The 17,919-nt window shown below is 71.6% G+C and carries 13 protein-coding genes; 3 read left to right on the top strand and 10 right to left on the bottom strand.

Features of this window, described 5'->3' with window-relative positions:
• From ACFVJX_RS34780 to ACFVJX_RS34760, 5 genes are all read right to left on the bottom strand, one after another.
• The coding region (locus tag ACFVJX_RS34780; RefSeq protein ID WP_362967588.1) for a hypothetical protein at positions 1–98 on the bottom strand (98 nt) is incomplete at its 3' end.
• A 106-nt stretch (positions 99–204) separates the two neighbouring features.
• Positions 205–732, bottom strand: a complete 528-nt coding sequence (ilvN, locus tag ACFVJX_RS34775) for an acetolactate synthase small subunit (RefSeq protein WP_073738667.1) — start codon at positions 730–732, stop codon at positions 205–207.
• 20 nt (positions 733–752) lie between these two features.
• On the bottom strand, positions 753–2,609 hold the full coding sequence (locus ACFVJX_RS34770) for an acetolactate synthase large subunit (protein ID WP_384136369.1): 1,857 nt from the start codon (positions 2,607–2,609) through the stop codon (positions 753–755).
• A gap of 216 nt (positions 2,610–2,825) precedes the next feature.
• Positions 2,826–5,663 (bottom strand): putative bifunctional diguanylate cyclase/phosphodiesterase, encoded by a 2,838-nt coding sequence (locus ACFVJX_RS34765; RefSeq protein WP_384136378.1) that lies wholly within the window; start codon positions 5,661–5,663, stop codon positions 2,826–2,828.
• A gap of 284 nt (positions 5,664–5,947) precedes the next feature.
• On the bottom strand, positions 5,948–6,910 hold the full coding sequence (locus ACFVJX_RS34760) for a 2-hydroxyacid dehydrogenase (protein WP_384136367.1): 963 nt from the start codon (positions 6,908–6,910) through the stop codon (positions 5,948–5,950).
• 96 nt (positions 6,911–7,006) lie between these two features.
• Between ACFVJX_RS34760 and ACFVJX_RS34755 the strand changes: the two genes are divergently transcribed.
• The 3 genes from ACFVJX_RS34755 (at position 7,007) to ACFVJX_RS34745 (ending at position 9,762) form a co-directional block, all read left to right on the top strand.
• Positions 7,007–7,999, top strand: coding sequence for an aldo/keto reductase (locus ACFVJX_RS34755; RefSeq protein WP_384136366.1), 993 nt, complete (start codon positions 7,007–7,009; stop codon positions 7,997–7,999).
• Between the two features lie 241 nt (positions 8,000–8,240).
• Complete coding sequence (locus ACFVJX_RS34750; RefSeq protein WP_384136376.1) at positions 8,241–9,434, top strand: PQQ-dependent sugar dehydrogenase; 1,194 nt, start codon at positions 8,241–8,243, stop codon at positions 9,432–9,434.
• Between the two features lie 31 nt (positions 9,435–9,465).
• Positions 9,466–9,762, top strand: a complete 297-nt coding sequence (locus ACFVJX_RS34745) for a DUF6191 domain-containing protein (protein WP_384136365.1) — start codon at positions 9,466–9,468, stop codon at positions 9,760–9,762.
• On the opposite strand, the gene ACFVJX_RS34740 is transcribed toward ACFVJX_RS34745, so the two are convergent.
• From ACFVJX_RS34740 to ACFVJX_RS34720, 5 genes are all read right to left on the bottom strand, one after another.
• The gene (locus ACFVJX_RS34740; protein WP_384136374.1) at positions 9,759–12,926 is read right to left on the bottom strand and encodes an AAA family ATPase; all 3,168 of its coding nucleotides are present in this window, start codon (positions 12,924–12,926) and stop codon (positions 9,759–9,761) included. The genes ACFVJX_RS34745 and ACFVJX_RS34740 overlap by 4 nt on opposite strands.
• A gap of 57 nt (positions 12,927–12,983) precedes the next feature.
• Positions 12,984–13,157 (bottom strand): hypothetical protein, encoded by a 174-nt coding sequence (locus ACFVJX_RS34735; RefSeq protein ID WP_384136363.1) that lies wholly within the window; start codon positions 13,155–13,157, stop codon positions 12,984–12,986.
• A gap of 230 nt (positions 13,158–13,387) precedes the next feature.
• Complete coding sequence (locus tag ACFVJX_RS34730; protein WP_384136361.1) at positions 13,388–14,038, bottom strand: hypothetical protein; 651 nt, start codon at positions 14,036–14,038, stop codon at positions 13,388–13,390.
• Between the two features lie 57 nt (positions 14,039–14,095).
• Positions 14,096–16,321, bottom strand: coding sequence for an MMPL family transporter (locus ACFVJX_RS34725; protein ID WP_384136359.1), 2,226 nt, complete (start codon positions 16,319–16,321; stop codon positions 14,096–14,098).
• A gap of 210 nt (positions 16,322–16,531) precedes the next feature.
• Positions 16,532–17,791: an SLC13 family permease gene (locus ACFVJX_RS34720; protein WP_384136372.1), complete on the bottom strand. Its 1,260-nt coding sequence runs from the start codon at positions 17,789–17,791 to the stop codon at positions 16,532–16,534.
• Positions 17,792–17,919 lie beyond the last annotated feature (128 nt).

Below are 17,919 nucleotides of genomic sequence, written 5' to 3'. Positions count from 1 at the left end.
GCGTGGGCGTGGCCCTGGCTGCCGTAACCAAGGACCGCGACCTTGCGGCCCTGGATGATGGACAGGTCGGCATCGTCGTCGTAGAACAGCTCGGCCACTGGGTCTTCTCCTTGGTGTGCAGGTGTTGCGTCCCACCGTACGGCGGGGTGCGTCAGATACGTTTTCGGGTCTCGCCATACGAGCGGCGCGGCGGACCCGCAATGATTACGCCGTGCGGTCGAGGGCGCGCAGGGACCGGTCGGTGATCGAGCGCGCGCCACGTCCTATGGCGATGGTGCCGGACTGGACCAGCTCCTTGATGCCGTACTGCTCCAGCATCTTGAGCATCGCCTCCAGCTTGTCGGCGCCGCCGGTGGCCTCGATCGTGACGGCCTCCGGGGAGACGTCCACGGTCTTGGCGCGGAACAGCTGGACGATCTCGACGATCTGGGAACGGGTCTCGCTGTCGGCGCGGACCTTCACCAGGACGAGCTCACGCTGGATCGCAGCGGCGGGCTCGAGTTCGACGATCTTCAGGACGTTGACCAGCTTGTTGAGCTGCTTGGTCACCTGCTCCAGGGGCAGGCCCTCGACATTGACCACAATGGTGATGCGGGAGATGTCGGGATGTTCGGTGGTACCGACCGCGAGCGAGTCGATGTTGAAGCCGCGGCGGGAGAACAGGGCGGTGATCCGGGCGAGGACACCGGGCTTGTTCTCGACCAGGACGGAGAGTGTGTGCTTGGTGGACATGGGGGTCGTCTCTCTGTCTCTCAGTCGTCTTCGTTGTCGCCGAAGTCGGGACGGACACCGCGGGCTGCCATGACCTCGTCGTTGGAGGTGCCGGCGGCGACCATCGGCCACACCATGGCGTCCTCGTGGACGATGAAGTCGACGACGACCGGGCGGTCGTTGATCGCGTTGGCCTCGGCGATGACCTTGTCCAGGTCGGCCGGGTCCTCGCAGCGGATCGCGTAGCAGCCCATGGCCTCGGACAGCTTGACGAAGTCGGGCACCCGGGTGCCCTTCGCCGCGTTGCCGTCGGTGTCGGCGCCGGAGTGCAGCACGGTGTTGGAGTACCGCTGGTTGTAGAAGAGGGTCTGCCACTGGCGGACCATCCCGAGCGCGCCGTTGTTGATGATCGCGACCTTGATCGGGATGTTGTTGAGCGCGCAGGTGGTGAGCTCCTGATTGGTCATCTGGAAGCAGCCGTCACCGTCGATCGCCCAGACCGCACGGTCCGGCATACCGGCCTTGGCTCCCATCGCGGCCGGCACCGCGTACCCCATCGTCCCGGCACCGCCCGAGTTCAGCCAGGTGGCGGGCCGCTCGTACTGGATGAAGTGCGAGGCCCACATCTGGTGCTGGCCGACGCCCGCCGCGAAGATCGTTCCCTCGGGGGCGAGTTGGCCGATCCGCTCGATGACCTGCTGCGGCGAGAGGCTGCCGTCCTCCGGCAGGTCGTAGCCGACCGGGTAGGTGTCGCGCCAGCGGTTGAGGTCCTTCCACCAGGCGGTGTAGTCGCCGGTGTGGCCCTCGGTGTGCTCCGCCTGGACGGCCTGCACGAGGTCGGCGATGACCTCGCGGGCGTCCCCGACGATCGGCACGTCCGCGGCGCGGTTCTTGCCGATCTCCGCCGGGTCGATGTCTGCGTGCACGATCTTGGCGTACGGGGCGAAGCTGTCCAGCTTGCCGGTGACCCGGTCGTCGAAGCGGGCGCCGAGCGCGACGATCAGGTCGGCCTTCTGCAGCGCGGTGACGGCGGTGACCGCACCGTGCATGCCGGGCATTCCCACGTGCAGCGGGTGGCTGTCGGGGAACGAACCGAGCGCCATCAGGGTGGTGGTGACCGGCGCTCCGGTGAGCTCGGCGAGCACCTTCAGTTCGGCGGTGGCGCCGGCCTTCATGACACCGCCGCCCACGTACAGCACCGGGCGCTTGGCCTGGGTGATGAGCTTGGCGGCCTCACGGATCTGCTTGGCGTGCGGCTTGGTGACCGGACGGTATCCGGGCAGGTCCATCTGCGGCGGCCAGGAGAACGCCGTCTGCGACTGGAGGGCGTCCTTGGCGATGTCGATCAGCACCGGCCCGGGGCGGCCGGTGGAGGCGATGTGGAAGGCCTCCGCGACCGTGTGCGCGATGTCCTCGGCGCGGGTCACCAGGAAGTTGTGCTTGGTGATCGGCATGGTGATGCCGCAGATGTCGGCTTCCTGGAAGGCGTCGGTACCGATGGCCTTCGAGGCCACCTGGCCGGTGATCGCGACCAGCGGCACGGAGTCCATGTGCGCGTCACCGATCGGGGTGACGAGGTTGGTGGCGCCCGGGCCGCTCGTCGCCATGCAGACGCCGACCTTGCCGGTGGCCTGTGCGTAGCCGGTGGCCGCGTGGCCTGCACCCTGCTCGTGACGGACGAGGACGTGACGGACCCGGGTGGAGTCCATCATCGGGTCGTACGCCGGAAGGATGCAGCCACCGGGGATGCCGAATACCGTGTCGGCCCCGACTTCCTCGAGAGAACGGATGAGGGACTGCGCGCCCGTGAGGTGCTCAACGGCGGCGGAGGACGATCCGCCGGTACGGGCCCGCGGCTGGGGATGGTGGGCCCCGGTGGCCTGCTCGGTCATCGGCATTCTCTTCTCGAAGCTGAGGGTTTTTGCGAGTGTTTTACGACGTTTTGCGTGGTCCGGTGCAACAAAAAACCCCTCGTGCCGTGAGGCAAGCGAGGGGAGCGCGCCGGTGCGGTCTGCAGAGTGTCATCGAGGAACTCTGCTTCAGCCGACGCGCTTTCCAAGTACGAGAATTCGGGTGCGCATGGCATTGACCCTCTCTCCGAGGCACTCGACGTGTCAAGTGGGTGGGACGGGCGTCTCAGAATGTGAGCCGGTCAGGAGCGGGATCGAGCCGCCAGCCAGGACCGGCTGAACGGCCGGACTGCCGGGCACCGGGAACTTGCCGCGGACCAGGGCGCGGCGGAGCCGGTACTCGTCCAGCGGCCCGGAGAACGCCATGCCCTGGCCGTGCGTACAGCCCATGGCACGCAGGGCGAGTACCTGTTCCGGTACGTCGACGCCGTCGGCCACTGACTGCATGCCGAGGTCGCAGGCGATCCGCAGCAGCCCGCTGGTGATCTTGTGCAGCCGGGCGGACTCGACGACTCCCTCGACCAGACCGCGGTCCAGTTTCAGTACGTCGATGGGGAGCCGGCGCAGGGCGTTGATCGCGGCGTAGCCGCTGCCGAAGCCGTCCAGCGCGATGCGCACGCCGAGCCTGCGCAAAGCCACCAGCCGCTGTTCGAGCTCGTCGAAGGAGACCCTCGGATCGCTGTCGGCGACCTCGATCATCAGCGCCCCCGACGGCAGCCCGTACCGGGTGAGGAGGGCCTCGACGGAGCCGAACGGCATCCCCTTGTCGAGCAGCCTGCGGGCGGAGAGCCGGACGGCGACGGAGACCTGGTGCCCGGCCCTGGCCCGGTCGGCGGCCTGCTCCACCGCCTCTTCGAGTAGCCAGCGGCCGAGTTCGGCGGTGCGGTCGCTGTCCTCGGCGACGCGGAGGAACTCGGCCGGGGTGAACAGGACTCCCTGGGCGGAGCGCCAGCGGGCCTGCGCGGCGACGGCGGCGACCGTGCCGCTGGTCAGATGCACCACGGGCTGGTGCAGGAGGGCGAACTCGCCGTCGTGCAGGGCCGTGCGCAGCCGGGCCGCCAGCTCGGAGCGGCGCACCACCTCGGCCTGCATCTGCGGGGCGTACAGCTCGACGCGGTCCTTGCCGCCCGCCTTGGCCCGGTACATGGCGAGGTCCGCGTTGCGCATGAGGTCGTTGGGGGTGATGGCGGGCTCGGCGAAGGCGACCCCGATGGAGGCGGTGACCCGGACCTCACCGGCGCCGATGCGGTAGGGCTGGGAGAGCGTGAGGCGCAGCCGGTCGGCGATCTCGTGGACCTGGTACTCGCGGGCGGTCTGCTCGCGGCTGCCGTCGCCGACGATGAGGGCGGCGAACTCGTCACCGCCGAGCCTGGCCGCCGTGTCCCCCGACCGCACGGAGTCCTGGAGGCGGCGTGCGGCCTGGATGAGGAGTTCGTCGCCCGCCTGGTGGCCGAGCCGGTCGTTGGCCGCCTTGAAGCCGTCCAGGTCGATGAAGAGCACGGCGGTGCCGGCGTCACCGGAGCGGCGGCCGCCGAGGGTCTGGCGGACCCGGTCGGTGAAGAGTGCCCGGTTGGGCAGGTCGGTGAGCGGGTCGTGTTCCGCGTTGTGCTGCAACTGTGCCTGGAGCCGGACCCGTTCGGTGACGTCGCGGCTGTTGAGGATCAGCCCGCCCTGGTGGCGGTTGACGGTGGACTCGACGTTCAGCCACTCGCCGCTGCCCGACCTGAAGCGGCACTCGATCCGGGTGGTGGGTTCCTCGCCCGGCGGGGCCGCCAGGAATCGGCGCACCTCGTGCACCACCCGGCCCAGATCGTCGGGGTGGATGATCGAGGCGAGCTCGGCACCGACGAGATCGTCCGCCTCGCGCCCGTAGACACCGGAGGCGGCGGGGCTGACGTAGCGGAGTATGCCGGTCGGGGCGGCGATCATGATGACGTCGCTGGAGCCCTGCACCAGGGAGCGGAAGTGGTTCTCCTTCTGGGCCAGTTCCTGGGTGAGGGCGATGTTGTCGACGAGCATGATGCCCTGCCGGACGACCAGCGCGAGCACCACGGTGCATCCGGTGAAGACCACGACGCGGTCCACCCGGCGGCCCTCGATGACGTTGTAGAGGATGCCCAGGGTGCAGACGGCGGCGGCCAGGTACGGCGTCAGCGCGGCCAGCGAACCGGCGATGGGGCGACTCGTGGTGCGCGGCAGGTCCTGCTGCTCGACAGCGTTGTCCTCCTCGCGGCCGGCACCCCAGGGGGCGTAGGCCAGCAGCAGCGAACCGGCGAACCAGCCCGCGTCGAGCAACTGGCCGGAATGGTACGTCTGGCGCAGCAGCGGCGAGGTGAACAGGGCGTCGCACAGGACGGTCATGGCGAGTGCGGCGATGGCGGTGTTCACCGCGGCGCGGTTGACGCTGGAACGCCGGAAGTGCAGCGCGAGCACCATGGAGACCAGCACGATGTCGAGCAGCGGGTAGGCGAGCGAGAGCGCCGCCCGGGCCACGCTGGCGCCCTCGACGTCCGCCAGATGTGCCGTGTGGGCGAGGGCGAGGCTCCAGGAGAGCGTGAGGAGCGATCCGCCGATCAGCCAGGAGTCGAGGGCCAGGCAGACCCAGCCGGCCCGGGTGACGGGGCGCTTGGCGAGGACGAGCAGCCCGACGATGGCGGGTGGCGCGAAGCAGAGGTAGAAGAGGTCCGCGAGGGAGGGGCTGGGCACCGGGACCCCGCGGACGAACTCGTACCAGCCCCAGACCGCGTTGCCCCCGGAGGCCATCAGCGAGGAGAGCGAGAACAGCAGCCAGGCGGGCCGGAACCGGTTGTCCGCGGCGCGGGCGAAGAGGAAGCAGGAGACGGCGGCCGCCAGCGCCGCGCCGCTGAGGCCGAAGTCCCCCATGAAGAGCGCCAGTTGCACCGAACCCCAGCCGACGACCGCACCCACCGCATACGCGGCGCAGGCGAGGCCGAGCAGGAGCTGCGGGAGCAGTGCGGGCGCCCTGCCTATGGCGGGCCGCCGGGCCAGGAGCGCCGCGCGGGTACTCGCGGGCGCGCTCACCGGGGTGCCCCCGAGGTCGCCGGACGGCTGCGGCGCCGGCGCACCGGACGCATCGCCGACCGCTTTCGGCCGTCCCGCCGTGTCGGATCGTTCGCCCATCGGCCGTACATCGCCCGTCGCCCCCTCGCGTGTGGCTTCCTCCCCGGCGCCGTCCCTTCCACGGCGCAGCCTCCCTTTCGGGACGATACACCAGACTCGTCACACAGGGACATAGTTCCTCTACTCTCCGTGACGACCTGGGGAGTTGTCGGCACGGAGCGCCGCGAAAGGTGATCGCAGCGTGTTCAGCCGGTGGTGCGCACGACGTTGCGGACCGGCTCCCCCGCGGCGAAACGGCTTAGCTGTCCGGCGATCAGACGCTTGGCGCGGGGCCTGAACGCCGAGGTGCTGCCGCCCACATGCGGAGTGATCAGGACGTTCGGAGCATGCCAGAGGGAATGGCCGGAAGGCAGCGGTTCCGGGTCGGTGACGTCGAGTGCGGCACGCAGCCGGCCGGACTCGAGTTCGGACAGCAGGGCCTTGGTGTCGACGACACCACCGCGGGCGACGTTCACCAGCAGCGCCCCGTCCGGCATCGCGGCGAGGAAGTCCGCGCCGACCAGCCCCTGCGTGGAGGGGTTGAGGGGTGTGGAAAGGATCACGATGTCGGCCTCGGGCAACAGTGCGGGCAGATCGTCGAGCGTATGTACGGGACCGCGTGCGGTGGTCCGGGCGGAGCGTGCGACGCGCGCCACCCGCGCGCACTCGAAGGGCGCGAGCCGGTCCTCGATGGCTGATCCGATCGATCCGTACCCCACGATCAGCACGGACTTGTCGGCGAGCGCCGGGTAGAAGCCGGACCGCCACTCCTCCTTGTCCTGGCCGTGCACGAACCCTGGGAAGCCGCGCAGCGAGGCGAGGATCAGCGCGAGGGTCAGCTCCGCGGTGGACGCCTCGTGGACCCCCTTGGCGTTGCACAGACGCACACCGGCGGGCAGCCGGCCGAGTCCCGGCTCGACGTGGTCGATGCCCGCGGAGAGCGTCTGCACGACCCGTACCGAGGTCATCCCGTCGAGCGGCCGCACCGCGACCTCCGGACCCTTCATGTACGGAACGACGTAGAAGGCACAGTCCGCGGGATCCGCGGGGTAGTCCCGCTCACCGTCCCAGAAACGGTAGTTGAGACCCTCGGGGAGTCCTTCGATCTCGTCGGCCGGAATGGGCAGCCAGACGTCGGGGGCGGTGGCGGGATTCGTGGTGGAAGTCATGGTCAGGAGGCTATGCGAAGGCAGGCGGGGAGCAGAGGTTAGTTTGTGGGTGCGCAGGTGTCCCGTGCCGGCGGGGACGAGGGAGGGTTCGGGGAGTTGGAGCGCAGGAGTCTCGGTGCGGCGGCGCTCGCCGTGGGCGCGGTCGGTCTGGGCTGCATGCCCATGAGCTGGGCGTACGGCGCCTCGCAGCAGCGCGGCGATCAGGCCCTGCGCGCTGTGCACGCGGCGCTCGACGCCGGGGTCCAGTTGCTCGACACCGCCGACATGTACGGCCCGTTCACCAATGAACTGCTGGTGGGCCGGGCGCTGAAGGGGCGCCGCGCTGAGGCGTTCGTCTCCACCAAGTGCGGTCTGCTGGTGGGCGATCAGCACATCGTGGCCAACGGCAGGCCCGGCTACGTACGGCGGGCCTGCGACTCCTCGCTGCGGCGGCTGCAGACCGATGTGATCGATCTGTACCAACTGCACCGGGCCGACCCCGAGGTGCCCGTCGAGGAGACCTGGGGCGCCATGGCGGAGCTGGTGGCCGCGGGGAAGGTGCGGGCGCTCGGGCTGTGTGCGGTCGGGGCGCGGGCCTCGCGCAGGCCCGGTGCGCGGACCCATGACGGAACGATCGGGCAGCTGGAACGGGTGCAGCAGGTCTTCCCGGTGAGCGCGGTGCAGGCCGAGCTCTCCGTGTGGTCTCCGCAGGCGCTGGAATCGCTGCTGCCGTGGTGTGCCGCGCGGGGTGTGGGGTTCCTGGCCGCGATGCCGCTGGGCAACGGCTACCTGACGGGCACGCTCACTCCCGGCCAGGGCTTCGAACCGGACGATCTGCGGGCCAGGCATCCCCGGTTCACCGGGGAGATGATGGCTGCGAACCAGCCGGTGGTGGTGGGTCTGCGGCGGGTGGCCGAGCGGCACGGGGCGACGCCCGCGCAGGTCGCGCTCGCCTGGGCGCTGCGCCAGGGTCCGCAGGTGGTCCCGGTGCCGGGGACCAAGCAGGAGCGGTGGGCGGTGGAGAACGCGGCGGCGGCCGGGCTGACGCTGACGGCGCAGGACCTTGCGGAGATCGACCGGCTGCCGCCGGCGCGCGAGTCGTGGGACTGAGCGCGGGCGTGCGGGCGCCCGGGCGCGACAGAACGGTGCCGGCCGGTTACCGGGTGTTGACCACTGACGGCGGGAAAACCGGCTGTCATCGGGAACCCGGAGCCGGCCGCGGTGTATGAACGGTGGACAGGCGGCCGTCGAAGGGATCGGTGCGGTGATCGGATCTGAGCAGGACCCGGTGGGGCGTGACATGGCGCGTCATGGGAGCGGTCGCGTCGGGCGGCGGCGTTCGGGCGCGGGAATGCGGCGGGGTGTGGTGGCGCTGCTGGCGGGCGGTGCCCTGATGCTCGCCGCCGGGTGCTCGTCGGATGGCGGGGCAGGGAGCACGGCGGGGCAGGGCGCGAGTTCACCGGGCGGTTCCCCGACGGCCGGATCGAGCGCCGCGGCATCGCCGTCCGCCTCGCGTCCCCCGGCCGATCTGCCGCCGGCGAAGGGTTCGGCGAAGGTGGTGTCGACGCTCACCGAGGGGCTGGACTCGCCGTGGGGGCTCGCAGCCCTGCCCGACGGCGATCTGCTGGTGTCCTCGCGCGACAGGGGGACGATCACCAGGGTCGACGCGAAGAGCGGGAAGAAGACGCTGCTGGGCACCGTGCCCGGAGTGGCTCCGGCCGGGGAGGGCGGGCTGCTGGGTATCGCGGTCTCCCCCACCTTCGGCAAGGACCATCTGGTGTACGCGTACTTCACCACCGCGTCGGACAACCGCATCGCCCGCATGCTCTACGACGAGCAGGGCAAGACCCCCGGCCAGCAGCTGGGCGCCCCGGACACCATTCTGCGGGGCATCCCGAAGGGCTCCATCCACAACGGCGGACGGATCGCCTTCGGCCCGGACCACATGCTGTACGCGGGGACGGGCGAGACCGGGGATCACGGCTTCGCGCAGGACAAGAAGTCGCCGGCGGGCAAGATCCTGCGGATGACGCCGGACGGCGAGCCGCTGCACGGCAATCCACAGGCCGACTCCGTGGTCTATTCGAGCGGTCACCGCAATGTGCAGGGGCTGGCCTGGGACAGCCGCAAGCAGCTGTGGGCATCCGAATTCGGCCAGGACACCTGGGACGAGCTGAACCGGATCGTGCCGGGCGGGAATTACGGCTGGCCGGAGGCCGAGGGCAAGGCGGGCGAGAAGGGTTTCCTCGACCCCGTGGCACAGTGGAAGACGTCCGAGGCGTCTCCGAGCGGTATCGCCTACGCCAAGGGCTCGATCTGGATGGCCGGTCTGCGGGGTGAGCGGCTCTGGCGGATTCCGCTGTCGGGTGACGACGACAAGGAACCTCTGGCGGCCCCGCAGTCGTTCCTGAAGGGGAAGTACGGCCGTCTGCGCACGGTGCTGGCGGCGGGTGGCAACAAGCTCTATCTCGTCACGAGCGAGACGGATACGCGTGGCACCCCGAAGCCGGGAGACGACAAGATCCTGGTGGTCGAGGTGCGGTAGCGGCTACAGCAGGCGGAAGGGTGCGCGGTCCGTGTTCAACTTCTTCGAGGAACTCTTCGCACCCGGCCGCAAGCACGCCGCCGAGGAACAGCGCCGGCTGGAGCTGACCCGGGTGGATCTCGGCGTCGGCGACCCGGCGCGCGGCCCGATAGACCTCACCTCGGGCAAGGTGGTGGTCCGCCGGCCGGACGCCGGGGACGCAAACCCCGGGCACCCGGGGCCCCAGGACTCCGGGGACGAGGACCGGGCGGCCCAGGACCCGGCACCGCAGGCCCCGGCTCCCGACGGCTCCGCCCACGGGGACACCGCGGCCGGGAGCGCGCGCTAGGACCCCGTCGGCGTGCGGTAGAGGCGTAGTCGGTGGGCGAGCGCGGCAGCCTCGCCCCGGCTGGCCACACCGAGCTTGGCCAGGATGTTGGAGACGTGCACACTCGCCGTCTTGGGCGAGATGTAGAGCTCCTCGGCTATCCGGCGGTTGGTGTGGCCGGCGGCGACGAGCCGGTGCACGTCCTGCTCGCGCCGGGTCAGCCCGAAGGACTCCACGGCTGCGGCGGCCGCGGCCCGGCTCTGCTCCTCGGCGCGGTCCCGGCCGGTCTGCTCGTCGGTGACGCCGTCCGGGACGGTGACGGCCACCGGGATCTCGTCACCGGAGCCGGCTCCCGCGCCCGAGCCGGCGCCGTGGGGTGCGGCGGGATCGGTGAGGCCGATGCGGGCGCGGCCGGCCAGCAGCTCGATGGTCTCGGTGAGCGGGCGTGCGCCGAGGCGCAGGGCGGTGCCATGTGCCTCGCGCAGCAGGGCGGTGGCCGTGGGCCGGTCGCCGGAGGCCACGAGCAGGGCCTCCGCCCAGCGGTGGCGGATCTGGGCCAGCTCGTACGGGCGGTTGAGCGGAGTGAAGGCCTGGGCGGCGCGGGACCAGTGTTCGGGGGTGTCGGTGCCTTCGGCCCGGGCCAGTTCGGCATCGATGAGCAGACCGTGGGCGGCCCACACGGGGACGAGCATCGGCAGCCGCTTGAGATGGCTGCGGATCAGGGCGAGGTTCGCCGGGCGGCCCGGTTCGGTGGCGGGCAGCCCCCGGGCATCGGCCTCGGCCGATGCCATGACATGCAGCAGGGGCAGGGCGTAGCGCTGCGTGCCGGTCGGGAAGCCCACCTCCGCCTGGGCCTCGAAGGCGGCCCGCGCCTCGGCGAGGCGGCCCTGCAGCACGGCGAGGGTGACCGTGTGGCGCACGGCGTTGATGACGTGCTGGGGCTGTGGGTCGCGGGAGCCGAAGCTGCGCCTGTTCAGAGCGAGTTGCCGTTCGGCCTCGCTGAAGTCGCCGCGGGCCAGCGCCACTTCCGTGCGGCGGGCGGCCACCAGTCCCTGGGATTTGCGGGACATGGCCGTACGGGCCGCGGCCTCGGTGGTGGCCAGGGCCTCGTCCCAGTGGCCGAGTGAGTACAGGGACATCGCCTGGTTGGTGCGGACCCACGCCTCGGTGTCGGCGATGCCGTGGCTGTGGCAGATCTCGATCCCGTGGTCGGCTGCGGCCACGGCCTCCAGGGAGCGGCCCATCGCTTCGAGGGTGGAGGGGAGGTTGATGCTGGCGCGGCCCATGATGCCGACGAGGCAGAGTTCGTCGACGCGGTCGCGGACGGCGTACATCTCGGCGAGGCCCTCGTCGACGTCTCCGGCGTCGGCGGTCAGCCAGCCCCGGGTGAGGCGCGCGTGCAGCTCGATGTACTCGTCGCCGACGAGCCGGGCGTACTCCACGGCCCGGTCGGCGGCGGCGAGGGTCTCGGGTCCGGGCTGGTGCAGGGCTCCCCAGCCCGCCACGCTCGTCAGGACCTCCGCGTGGACGGCCGACGGAGGCAGTCCGCGGACCAGGTCCTCGGCGGTGGCCAGCTCCTCCCAGCCGTCGCCCCGGGTGAGGTCCTGGACCAGACGTGAGCGCTGGACCCAGAACCAGGCGGCACGCAGGGCGTCGTCCCCGCCGTCGAGGATGCGCAGCGCCTTCTTGCAGATGGTGAGGGCCCGTTCCCGTTCGCTGCCGAAGCGGGCGGCGACGGTGGCCTCGGCCATCAGGTCGAGGTAGCTCAGCGGGGTGGCGTTGTCGCGGCCGCACGCCGGATAGACCTCGGCGTAGTCGATGGGGCGCAGTGTGCTGCGTACCGCCTCGGGGGCGTCGTCCCAGAGTTCCATCGCGCGTTCCAGCAGGCGCAGTTGCTCGGCGAAGGCGTTGCGGTGGCGTGCTTCGACCGAGGCCTTCAGCACGGCGGGCAGGGCCTTGGCGGCATCGTGTGCGCCGTACCAGTAGCTGGCCAGGCGGGTGGCGCGTTCCCCGTCGCGGACGAGGGTGGGGTCGGCTTCCAGGGCCTGGGCGTAGCGGCGGTTGAGCCGGGAGCGTTCGCCCGGCAGCAGGTCGTCGCTGACGGCCTCGCGGACCAGGGAGTGCCGGAAGCGGTAGCCGTTGCCCTCCGGAGTGGTGAGCAGCAGGTTGGCGCCGACCGCTCCCCGCAGGGCTTCGATGAGGTCGTCCTCGGCGAGGCCGGCGACCGCGGCGAGCAGGTCGTACTCGACGGCAGAGCCGCCTTCGGCGACGATCCGGGCGACCCGCTGGGCGTCGTCGGTGAGCGCTTCGACCCGGACGAGGAGGAGGTCGCGCAGCGAGTCGGGGACTCCTTCGCCGTCGCCGCACTCCAGGCTGCAGGCGAGTTCCTCGACGAAGAAGGCGTTGCCGTCGGAGCGCTCGAATATCTCGTCCACCAGGCCCGGTTCGGGGGTGTCCGCCAGGATTCCGGCGAGCTGGCGGCGGACCTCGGCCCGGTTGAAGCGGGCCAGCTCGATACGGCGGACGGTCCTGACCCGGTCCAGCTCGGCCAGGAGCGGGCGCAGCGGGTGCCGGCGGTGGATGTCGTCGGCGCGGTAGGTGCAGACCACGACGAGGCGGCCGCGGCGCAGCGTACGGAAGAGGTAGGCCAGGAGGTGCCGGGTCGAGGCGTCGGCCCAGTGCAGGTCCTCCAGGACGAGCACGACCGCGCGCTCCGCCGAGATGCGCTCCAGCAGCCTGACGGTGAGCTCGAAGAGCCGGGCGGTGCCGTTCTCGTCGGCCGAGTCCCTGGTCGGCGCACCGAGTTCGGGAAGCAGCCGGGCCAGTTCGCCCTCCTGTCCCGCGCAGGCGGCCGCCATCTCGTCGGGCAGGGCGCGGCGCAGGGAGCGCAGGGCGGTGGAGAAGGGCGCGTACGGCAGGCCGTCGGCGCCTATCTCCACACAGCCGCCGACCGCGACGACGGCCTCGCGGCGGGTGGCCACCGCGAGGAACTCCTCGACCAGCCGGGTCTTGCCGACACCCGCCTCGCCACCGATGAGCATCGCCTGCGGCTCCCCGCAGAAGCCGCCGGCCGGGCCGGCGGCCTTCTCGGTGGCGCGGGCGAGCGCATCGGTGAGCGAGGTGAGTTCACCTGCACGGCCGACGAACACGGGACTGACTGACCTGGTCTCCACGTCGCCGAGCATCGCACACGGGTCCGACAGCGCGGGCCCCGGAAGCCGGACTGGCACGGCCCTTCGGCCTTATGCGGCGTGCGCGAAGTGTTCCCGGTCCGCGCTCACCGTCCTCTCGCGCTCCTTGCCTCCCGTACCGCGGGCCGCGCGACGGGCGCGACGTGCCTCACGGATGAGCCGCTCGTTGTCGGCGCGGCGGATCAGCTCGTCCTGCATGATCTTGTGGATTTCCAGCCCGTACATGCGATTCCCCCTGGTGACGGGGGCCTTTCGGCCCCGGTGGCGGCAGTTCGTCTGCCGTGCCACCACCTTCGTCCCCCAGGGGGTGCCGCCGCATCGGGCGAGTTCCGCATCTTGGACGGGCCGGTGCCTTAGGCGCGTGCGTACGCCACCGCACAAGGACCGTGCGCGTATCCGCGGATGCCTTAGGTCACGCCGGGGCGCGCCCTAAGGCGGGAGAGGTACGTCCCGGGTCAGCTTCCCGCAGGCGCCGCCGCGGTGGGCAGGGCGACGATGAGGTCGAAGTACATGGCCAGGGAGAGCAGCACGCCGAGCACACCGAGCGCGATCCCGCCCTTGGCGACCGCGCGGACCCAGCCTGCCTGCGGGTGCGCCGAGGGGGCGCCGAACGCGGGCCGGACCAGGACGTAGACGCCGACCAGCAGCGCGACCAGCCCGAAGAGACCGTTGACCAGCGCGGTGGCGTGCCAGGCGTCGCCGTAGATCTCGGAGATCTGCTGGGAGGCCGAGCCACCCGAGGACGTCTTGATCTGGCCGATGAGCGTCTCGCGCTCGGCGGCTACCCGGCCGCTCCAGGCGCCGGTGAGCCCGACGATGCCGAGGCCGGCGGAGACCACGGCCGCGGCGGCGGTGCCGAGGCCGGCGGAGGCCTTGTCGGACTCGTCGTCGAGGTCGGGGCCGAAGTCCTGCTCCGCGGGGTCCAGGTCCGCGTCGGCGGCCGGCTCGGTGCCCTCCGCGGGCGTGGCCGCGTCCCGGCCCTTACTGTCGTCGCGCTCCGCCGCGTCCTTCGTCCCGGCGGTGTCGGTGACGGCCTTCGCCGTGCTGTCCTCGCCGTCGCCCTCGGCGACGGGAGCTGTGGGAGTAGTGGAAGTGGAGGAGTTCATCTTCCGCACGCTAGGTGCCCCGGATGAGAACCTTCTTAACGCCCGGCTCCGAGCCGCTCAGTGGACGCGCTGCGCGGCCGGTACGGTCTCGTAATCCCGGTCCGTGCCCGCCCCCGGGATCCTCGCGTGCGGTGCCCGGCAGCCGGGGGGTTCGATGCTGAGGCGCGGCAGCCGGCGGTCCAGCCAGCCGGGCAGCCACCAGTTCGCCCCGCCCAGCAGGTGCATCAGGGCGGGAACCAGCAGCGTACGCAGGACGAAGGCGTCCAGGGCGACGGCCGCGGCGAGCGCGATGCCGAACATCGCGATGACCCGGTCGCCGCTGAGCACGAAGGCGAGGAAGACCGAGATCATGATCACGGCGGCCGAGTTGATCACCCGGCTGGTCTCGGCGAGGCCGACCCGCACCGCCCGCCGGTTGTCGCCGGTCTCCAGCCACTCCTCGTACATCCGGCCGACCAGGAACACCTGGTAGTCCATGGAGAGGCCGAAGAGCACGGACACCATGATCACCGGCAGGAAGGGTTCGATGGGACCGGCGCTGCCCAGGCCCAGCAGCTCGCTCCCCCAGCCCCACTGGAAGACCGCGACGACCACGCCGAACGAGGAGGCGACCGCCGCCACGTTCATCGCGGCCGCCTTGAGCGGGATGCCGACCGAACGGAAGGCCATCAGCAGGAGCAGACAGCCGAGCCCTATGACGACACCGACGAAGAGCGGGAGTTTGCCGATGATGATCTGCGCGAAGTCGTCGTAGCTGGCCGTCACGCCGCCCACATGGGTCGTGAGCGAGGTGTTGTCGGCGGCCTCGGGCAGCACGTCCGTGCGCAGCCGGTCGACGAGTGCGCTGGTCTGCCGGGACTGCGGCGCCGAGTCCGGGACGACGGTGACGAACGCGGTGTCACCGCTGGAGTTGTACGTGACCGGGTAGGCCCAGGAGACTCCGTCGGTGGCGCGCAGCGTCGCGGGGAGCGCGTCCATCGCGAGCCGGTCGTCGGCGCCGTCGAGCTGTGCGGCGATGGTGAGCGGTCCGTTGACGCCGGGGCCGAACCCGGCCGCCAGCAGGTCGTACGCCTGCCGGGTGGTCGAGGACTTCGCGTTGTTCCCCTGGTCGGAGCTGCCCAGGTGGAGCGAGAAGGTGGGCACGGCGAGGACCAGCATCACCACGGCCGCGATCCCTCCGAGCAGCCTGGGGCGCCGTTCGACGAAGGCGGACCAGCGGGCGGCGAAACCGGTGGGCGGTTCCGGCTGCGGTCCGTGCGCGGCGAGACGTCCGCGCTCGCGCCTGCTCAACGCCCGCGTGCCGATGAGGGACAGCAGGGCCGGCAGCAGGGTCACGGAGGCCGCCACGGTCAGCAGGACGGTGAGCGAGGCGGCTACCGCGACGCCGTTGAGGAAGCTCAGCCGAAGGATCAGCATGCCCAGCAGAGCGACGCAGACGGTGGCCCCGGCGAAGACGACGGCCCGCCCGGTCGTGGCGACCGCGTGCTGCGCCGCCTCGGGGACGGTCATGCCGCGCCGCAGCCCTCTGCGGTGCCGGGTGACGATGAAGAGCGCGTAGTCGATGCCGACCCCGAGCCCGACGAGCATGCCGAGCATGGGGGCGAAGTCGGCGACGGTCATCACGTGCCCGAGCAGCACGATGCCCGCGTACGCCGTTCCGACGGAGACGAGGGCGGTGGCGATGGGCAGCGTGCTGGCGGCGAGGGAGCCGAAGGCGAGGAAGAGCACGACGGCCGCGACGACGACGCCGATGGCCTCGCTGAGGTGCGCGCCGGGCGCCTCGGTGAGGGCGACGGCCGAACCGCCGAGCTCGACCCGGAGGTGTTCGCCGGAGGCGGCCCGCGCGGTGCGGACGACCGCCGCGGCCTGTTCGGCCGGTACGTCGTCGGCCTGCCGGTCGAAGGTGACCGTGGCGTAGGCGGTGTGCGCGTCCGCGCTGATCTGTCCGGCGGCCGCCTCGGTGTAGGGCCCGCTGACGGTGGCGACGCCCGGCAGCAGTTCCACCGCGTGCAGGGTCCGGGTCATCTTCTGTTCGACGTCGGCCGCCCGCACGGTGGAGTCGTCGGTGTGCCAGACGATCGTGTCCGTGTCACCGCCGAGATCCTCGAAGCCGCTCTTCAGCAGCGCGGTGGCCCGGCCGGACTCGGTGCCCGGCGCCTCGTAGTCGTTGGTGTAGGCGCTCCCCGCGAACCCCGCGGCCGCGGCCGTGCCGCCGAGGGCGAGCAGCCAGATGAGGACGGCGACGAGACGGTGCGCGATGCACCAGCGGGCGATGGCAGCCAAGGGACGTACTCCCTGCGGGTTCGTGGTCTCTCCGGCGGCTCGGCAGAACCGTCCGCGAGAGAACGCATGACCTGGAGAACCGTCACTCTGACAGCCAACTTTGATCCTTTGTCCGATTCGTGGCCTTACTCACAGGGGTCGGATCCGTATCGGATCCACCTATGAGCGACATCGCATCGGCCGTACGGCGGTGCCGCGGCGGGCCCGCCGTCACACCCCGATCACCCGCAGCGCCCCCCAGAGCGCGACCGTCGACACGGCCAGCGTCGCCGGTACGGTCAGCAGCCCGAGTCTGGTGAAGTGGCCGAGCTGTGGCGCCGCGTCGTGCTTGTGCAGGATGCGGCGCCACAGCAGGGTGGCGAGCGAGCCGACGTAGGTGAGGTTCGGCCCGAGGTTGACCCCGATCAGTGCGGCCAGCAGCGGGCCCGGGCCGGCCGCCGCGACGACCGGGAGCAGGGCGAGGATCGCCGGCAGGTTGTTGATCAGGTTGGCGAGCACGGCCGCCACCACGGCCACCGCCAGCAGCGCCGGCAGCGAGGAACCGCCCGGCAGCAGCCGGCCGATGCCGGTGCCCAGGCCGTGGTCGACGACCGCCTTGACGACGACGCCGAGCGCCAGCACGAACAGACAGAACGGGACGTTGGCGGAGTGCACCAGCCCCTTCACCGTGGTCTCCCGTTTCACGAGCGCCCGGACGGCCAGCACGGCGGCGCCCACCAGCGCCGCCCACAGCGGCTCCGCGCCGGCGAACGAGGTCACGACGAATCCGCACAGGGTCAGCACCAGGACGACCAGGGTGAAGACGGGGAAGCCCGGCCGATCCTCGTCCGGCTCCGGCGCGTACGCCCCCGCCGCCAGGTCGGCCGCGAAGAACCGCCGGAAGACCAGGTACTCGACGGCGATCGCCGCCAGCCACGGCAGCGTCATCAGCGCGGCGAAGCGGGTGAAGGAGAGTCCGCTGGCCGTGAACGCCAGCAGGTTGGTGAGGTTGGAGACGGGCAGCAGCAGCGAGGCGGAGTTGGCCAGGTGCGCGCAGGCGTACACGTACGGGGTGGGACGGGCCCCGACGCGCGCCGCGGTCGCGAGGACGACGGGCGTCAGCAGGACCACCGTGGCGTCCAGACTGAGCACCGCCGTGATCACGGACGCGACGACGAAGACGCCCCCCAGCAACGGACCGGTCCGCCCACCGCAGAGGCGGGCCACCAGATCACCGGCGGCCGTGAAGAGCCCTTCGTCGGCGCAGAGCTGTGCCAGCACCAGGATCGCGGCGAGGAAGCCAACGACCGGCAGCAGGCTGTCCACCTGGGACCTGGCCTCGGGCCAGGAGACGGCGCCGACCGCGACGGCCAGCACGGCGGCGGGCACGGCGACGGTCGCCTCCGGCAGGCCCCGGGGGCGTACCACGGCGAACGCCAGCACCCCCAGGAGGAGAGCGACGGAGACGATCTCGGCGGTGACGGCGTTCAGCGGGCTCTCCGGAGATGTGAAAGGGGCGGTGGGGGGGGGTGGGGGGGGGGGGTCCCCCCCCCCCGGGGCGAGGGGGCGGGGGGGGCCCGCCCCCCCCCCGCGGGGACCGGTAGAGGAGCCCCCCCCGC

Origin of the sequence: Streptomyces sp. NPDC127177 (genome assembly GCF_042672475.1) — a bacterium.
GTDB lineage: Bacteria > Actinomycetota > Actinomycetes > Streptomycetales > Streptomycetaceae > Streptomyces.
This window is presented reverse-complemented; position numbering and strand designations above follow the sequence as displayed.

Excerpts from the sequence above, each read along its gene's own strand:
- ilvN (WP_073738667.1), bottom strand. The coding sequence starts at position 732 with ATGTCCACCAAGCACACACTCTCCGTCCTGGTCGAGAACAAGCCCGGT.
- ACFVJX_RS34770 (WP_384136369.1), bottom strand. The coding sequence starts at position 2,609 with ATGCCGATGACCGAGCAGGCCACCGGGGCCCACCATCCCCAGCCGCGG.
- ACFVJX_RS34760 (WP_384136367.1), bottom strand. The coding sequence starts at position 6,910 with ATGACTTCCACCACGAATCCCGCCACCGCCCCCGACGTCTGGCTGCCC.
- ACFVJX_RS34750 (WP_384136376.1), top strand. The coding sequence starts at position 8,241 with ATGCGGCGGGGTGTGGTGGCGCTGCTGGCGGGCGGTGCCCTGATGCTC.
- ACFVJX_RS34740 (WP_384136374.1), bottom strand. The coding sequence starts at position 12,926 with ATGCTCGGCGACGTGGAGACCAGGTCAGTCAGTCCCGTGTTCGTCGGC.
- ACFVJX_RS34735 (WP_384136363.1), bottom strand. The coding sequence starts at position 13,157 with ATGTACGGGCTGGAAATCCACAAGATCATGCAGGACGAGCTGATCCGC.
- ACFVJX_RS34730 (WP_384136361.1), bottom strand. The coding sequence starts at position 14,038 with ATGAACTCCTCCACTTCCACTACTCCCACAGCTCCCGTCGCCGAGGGC.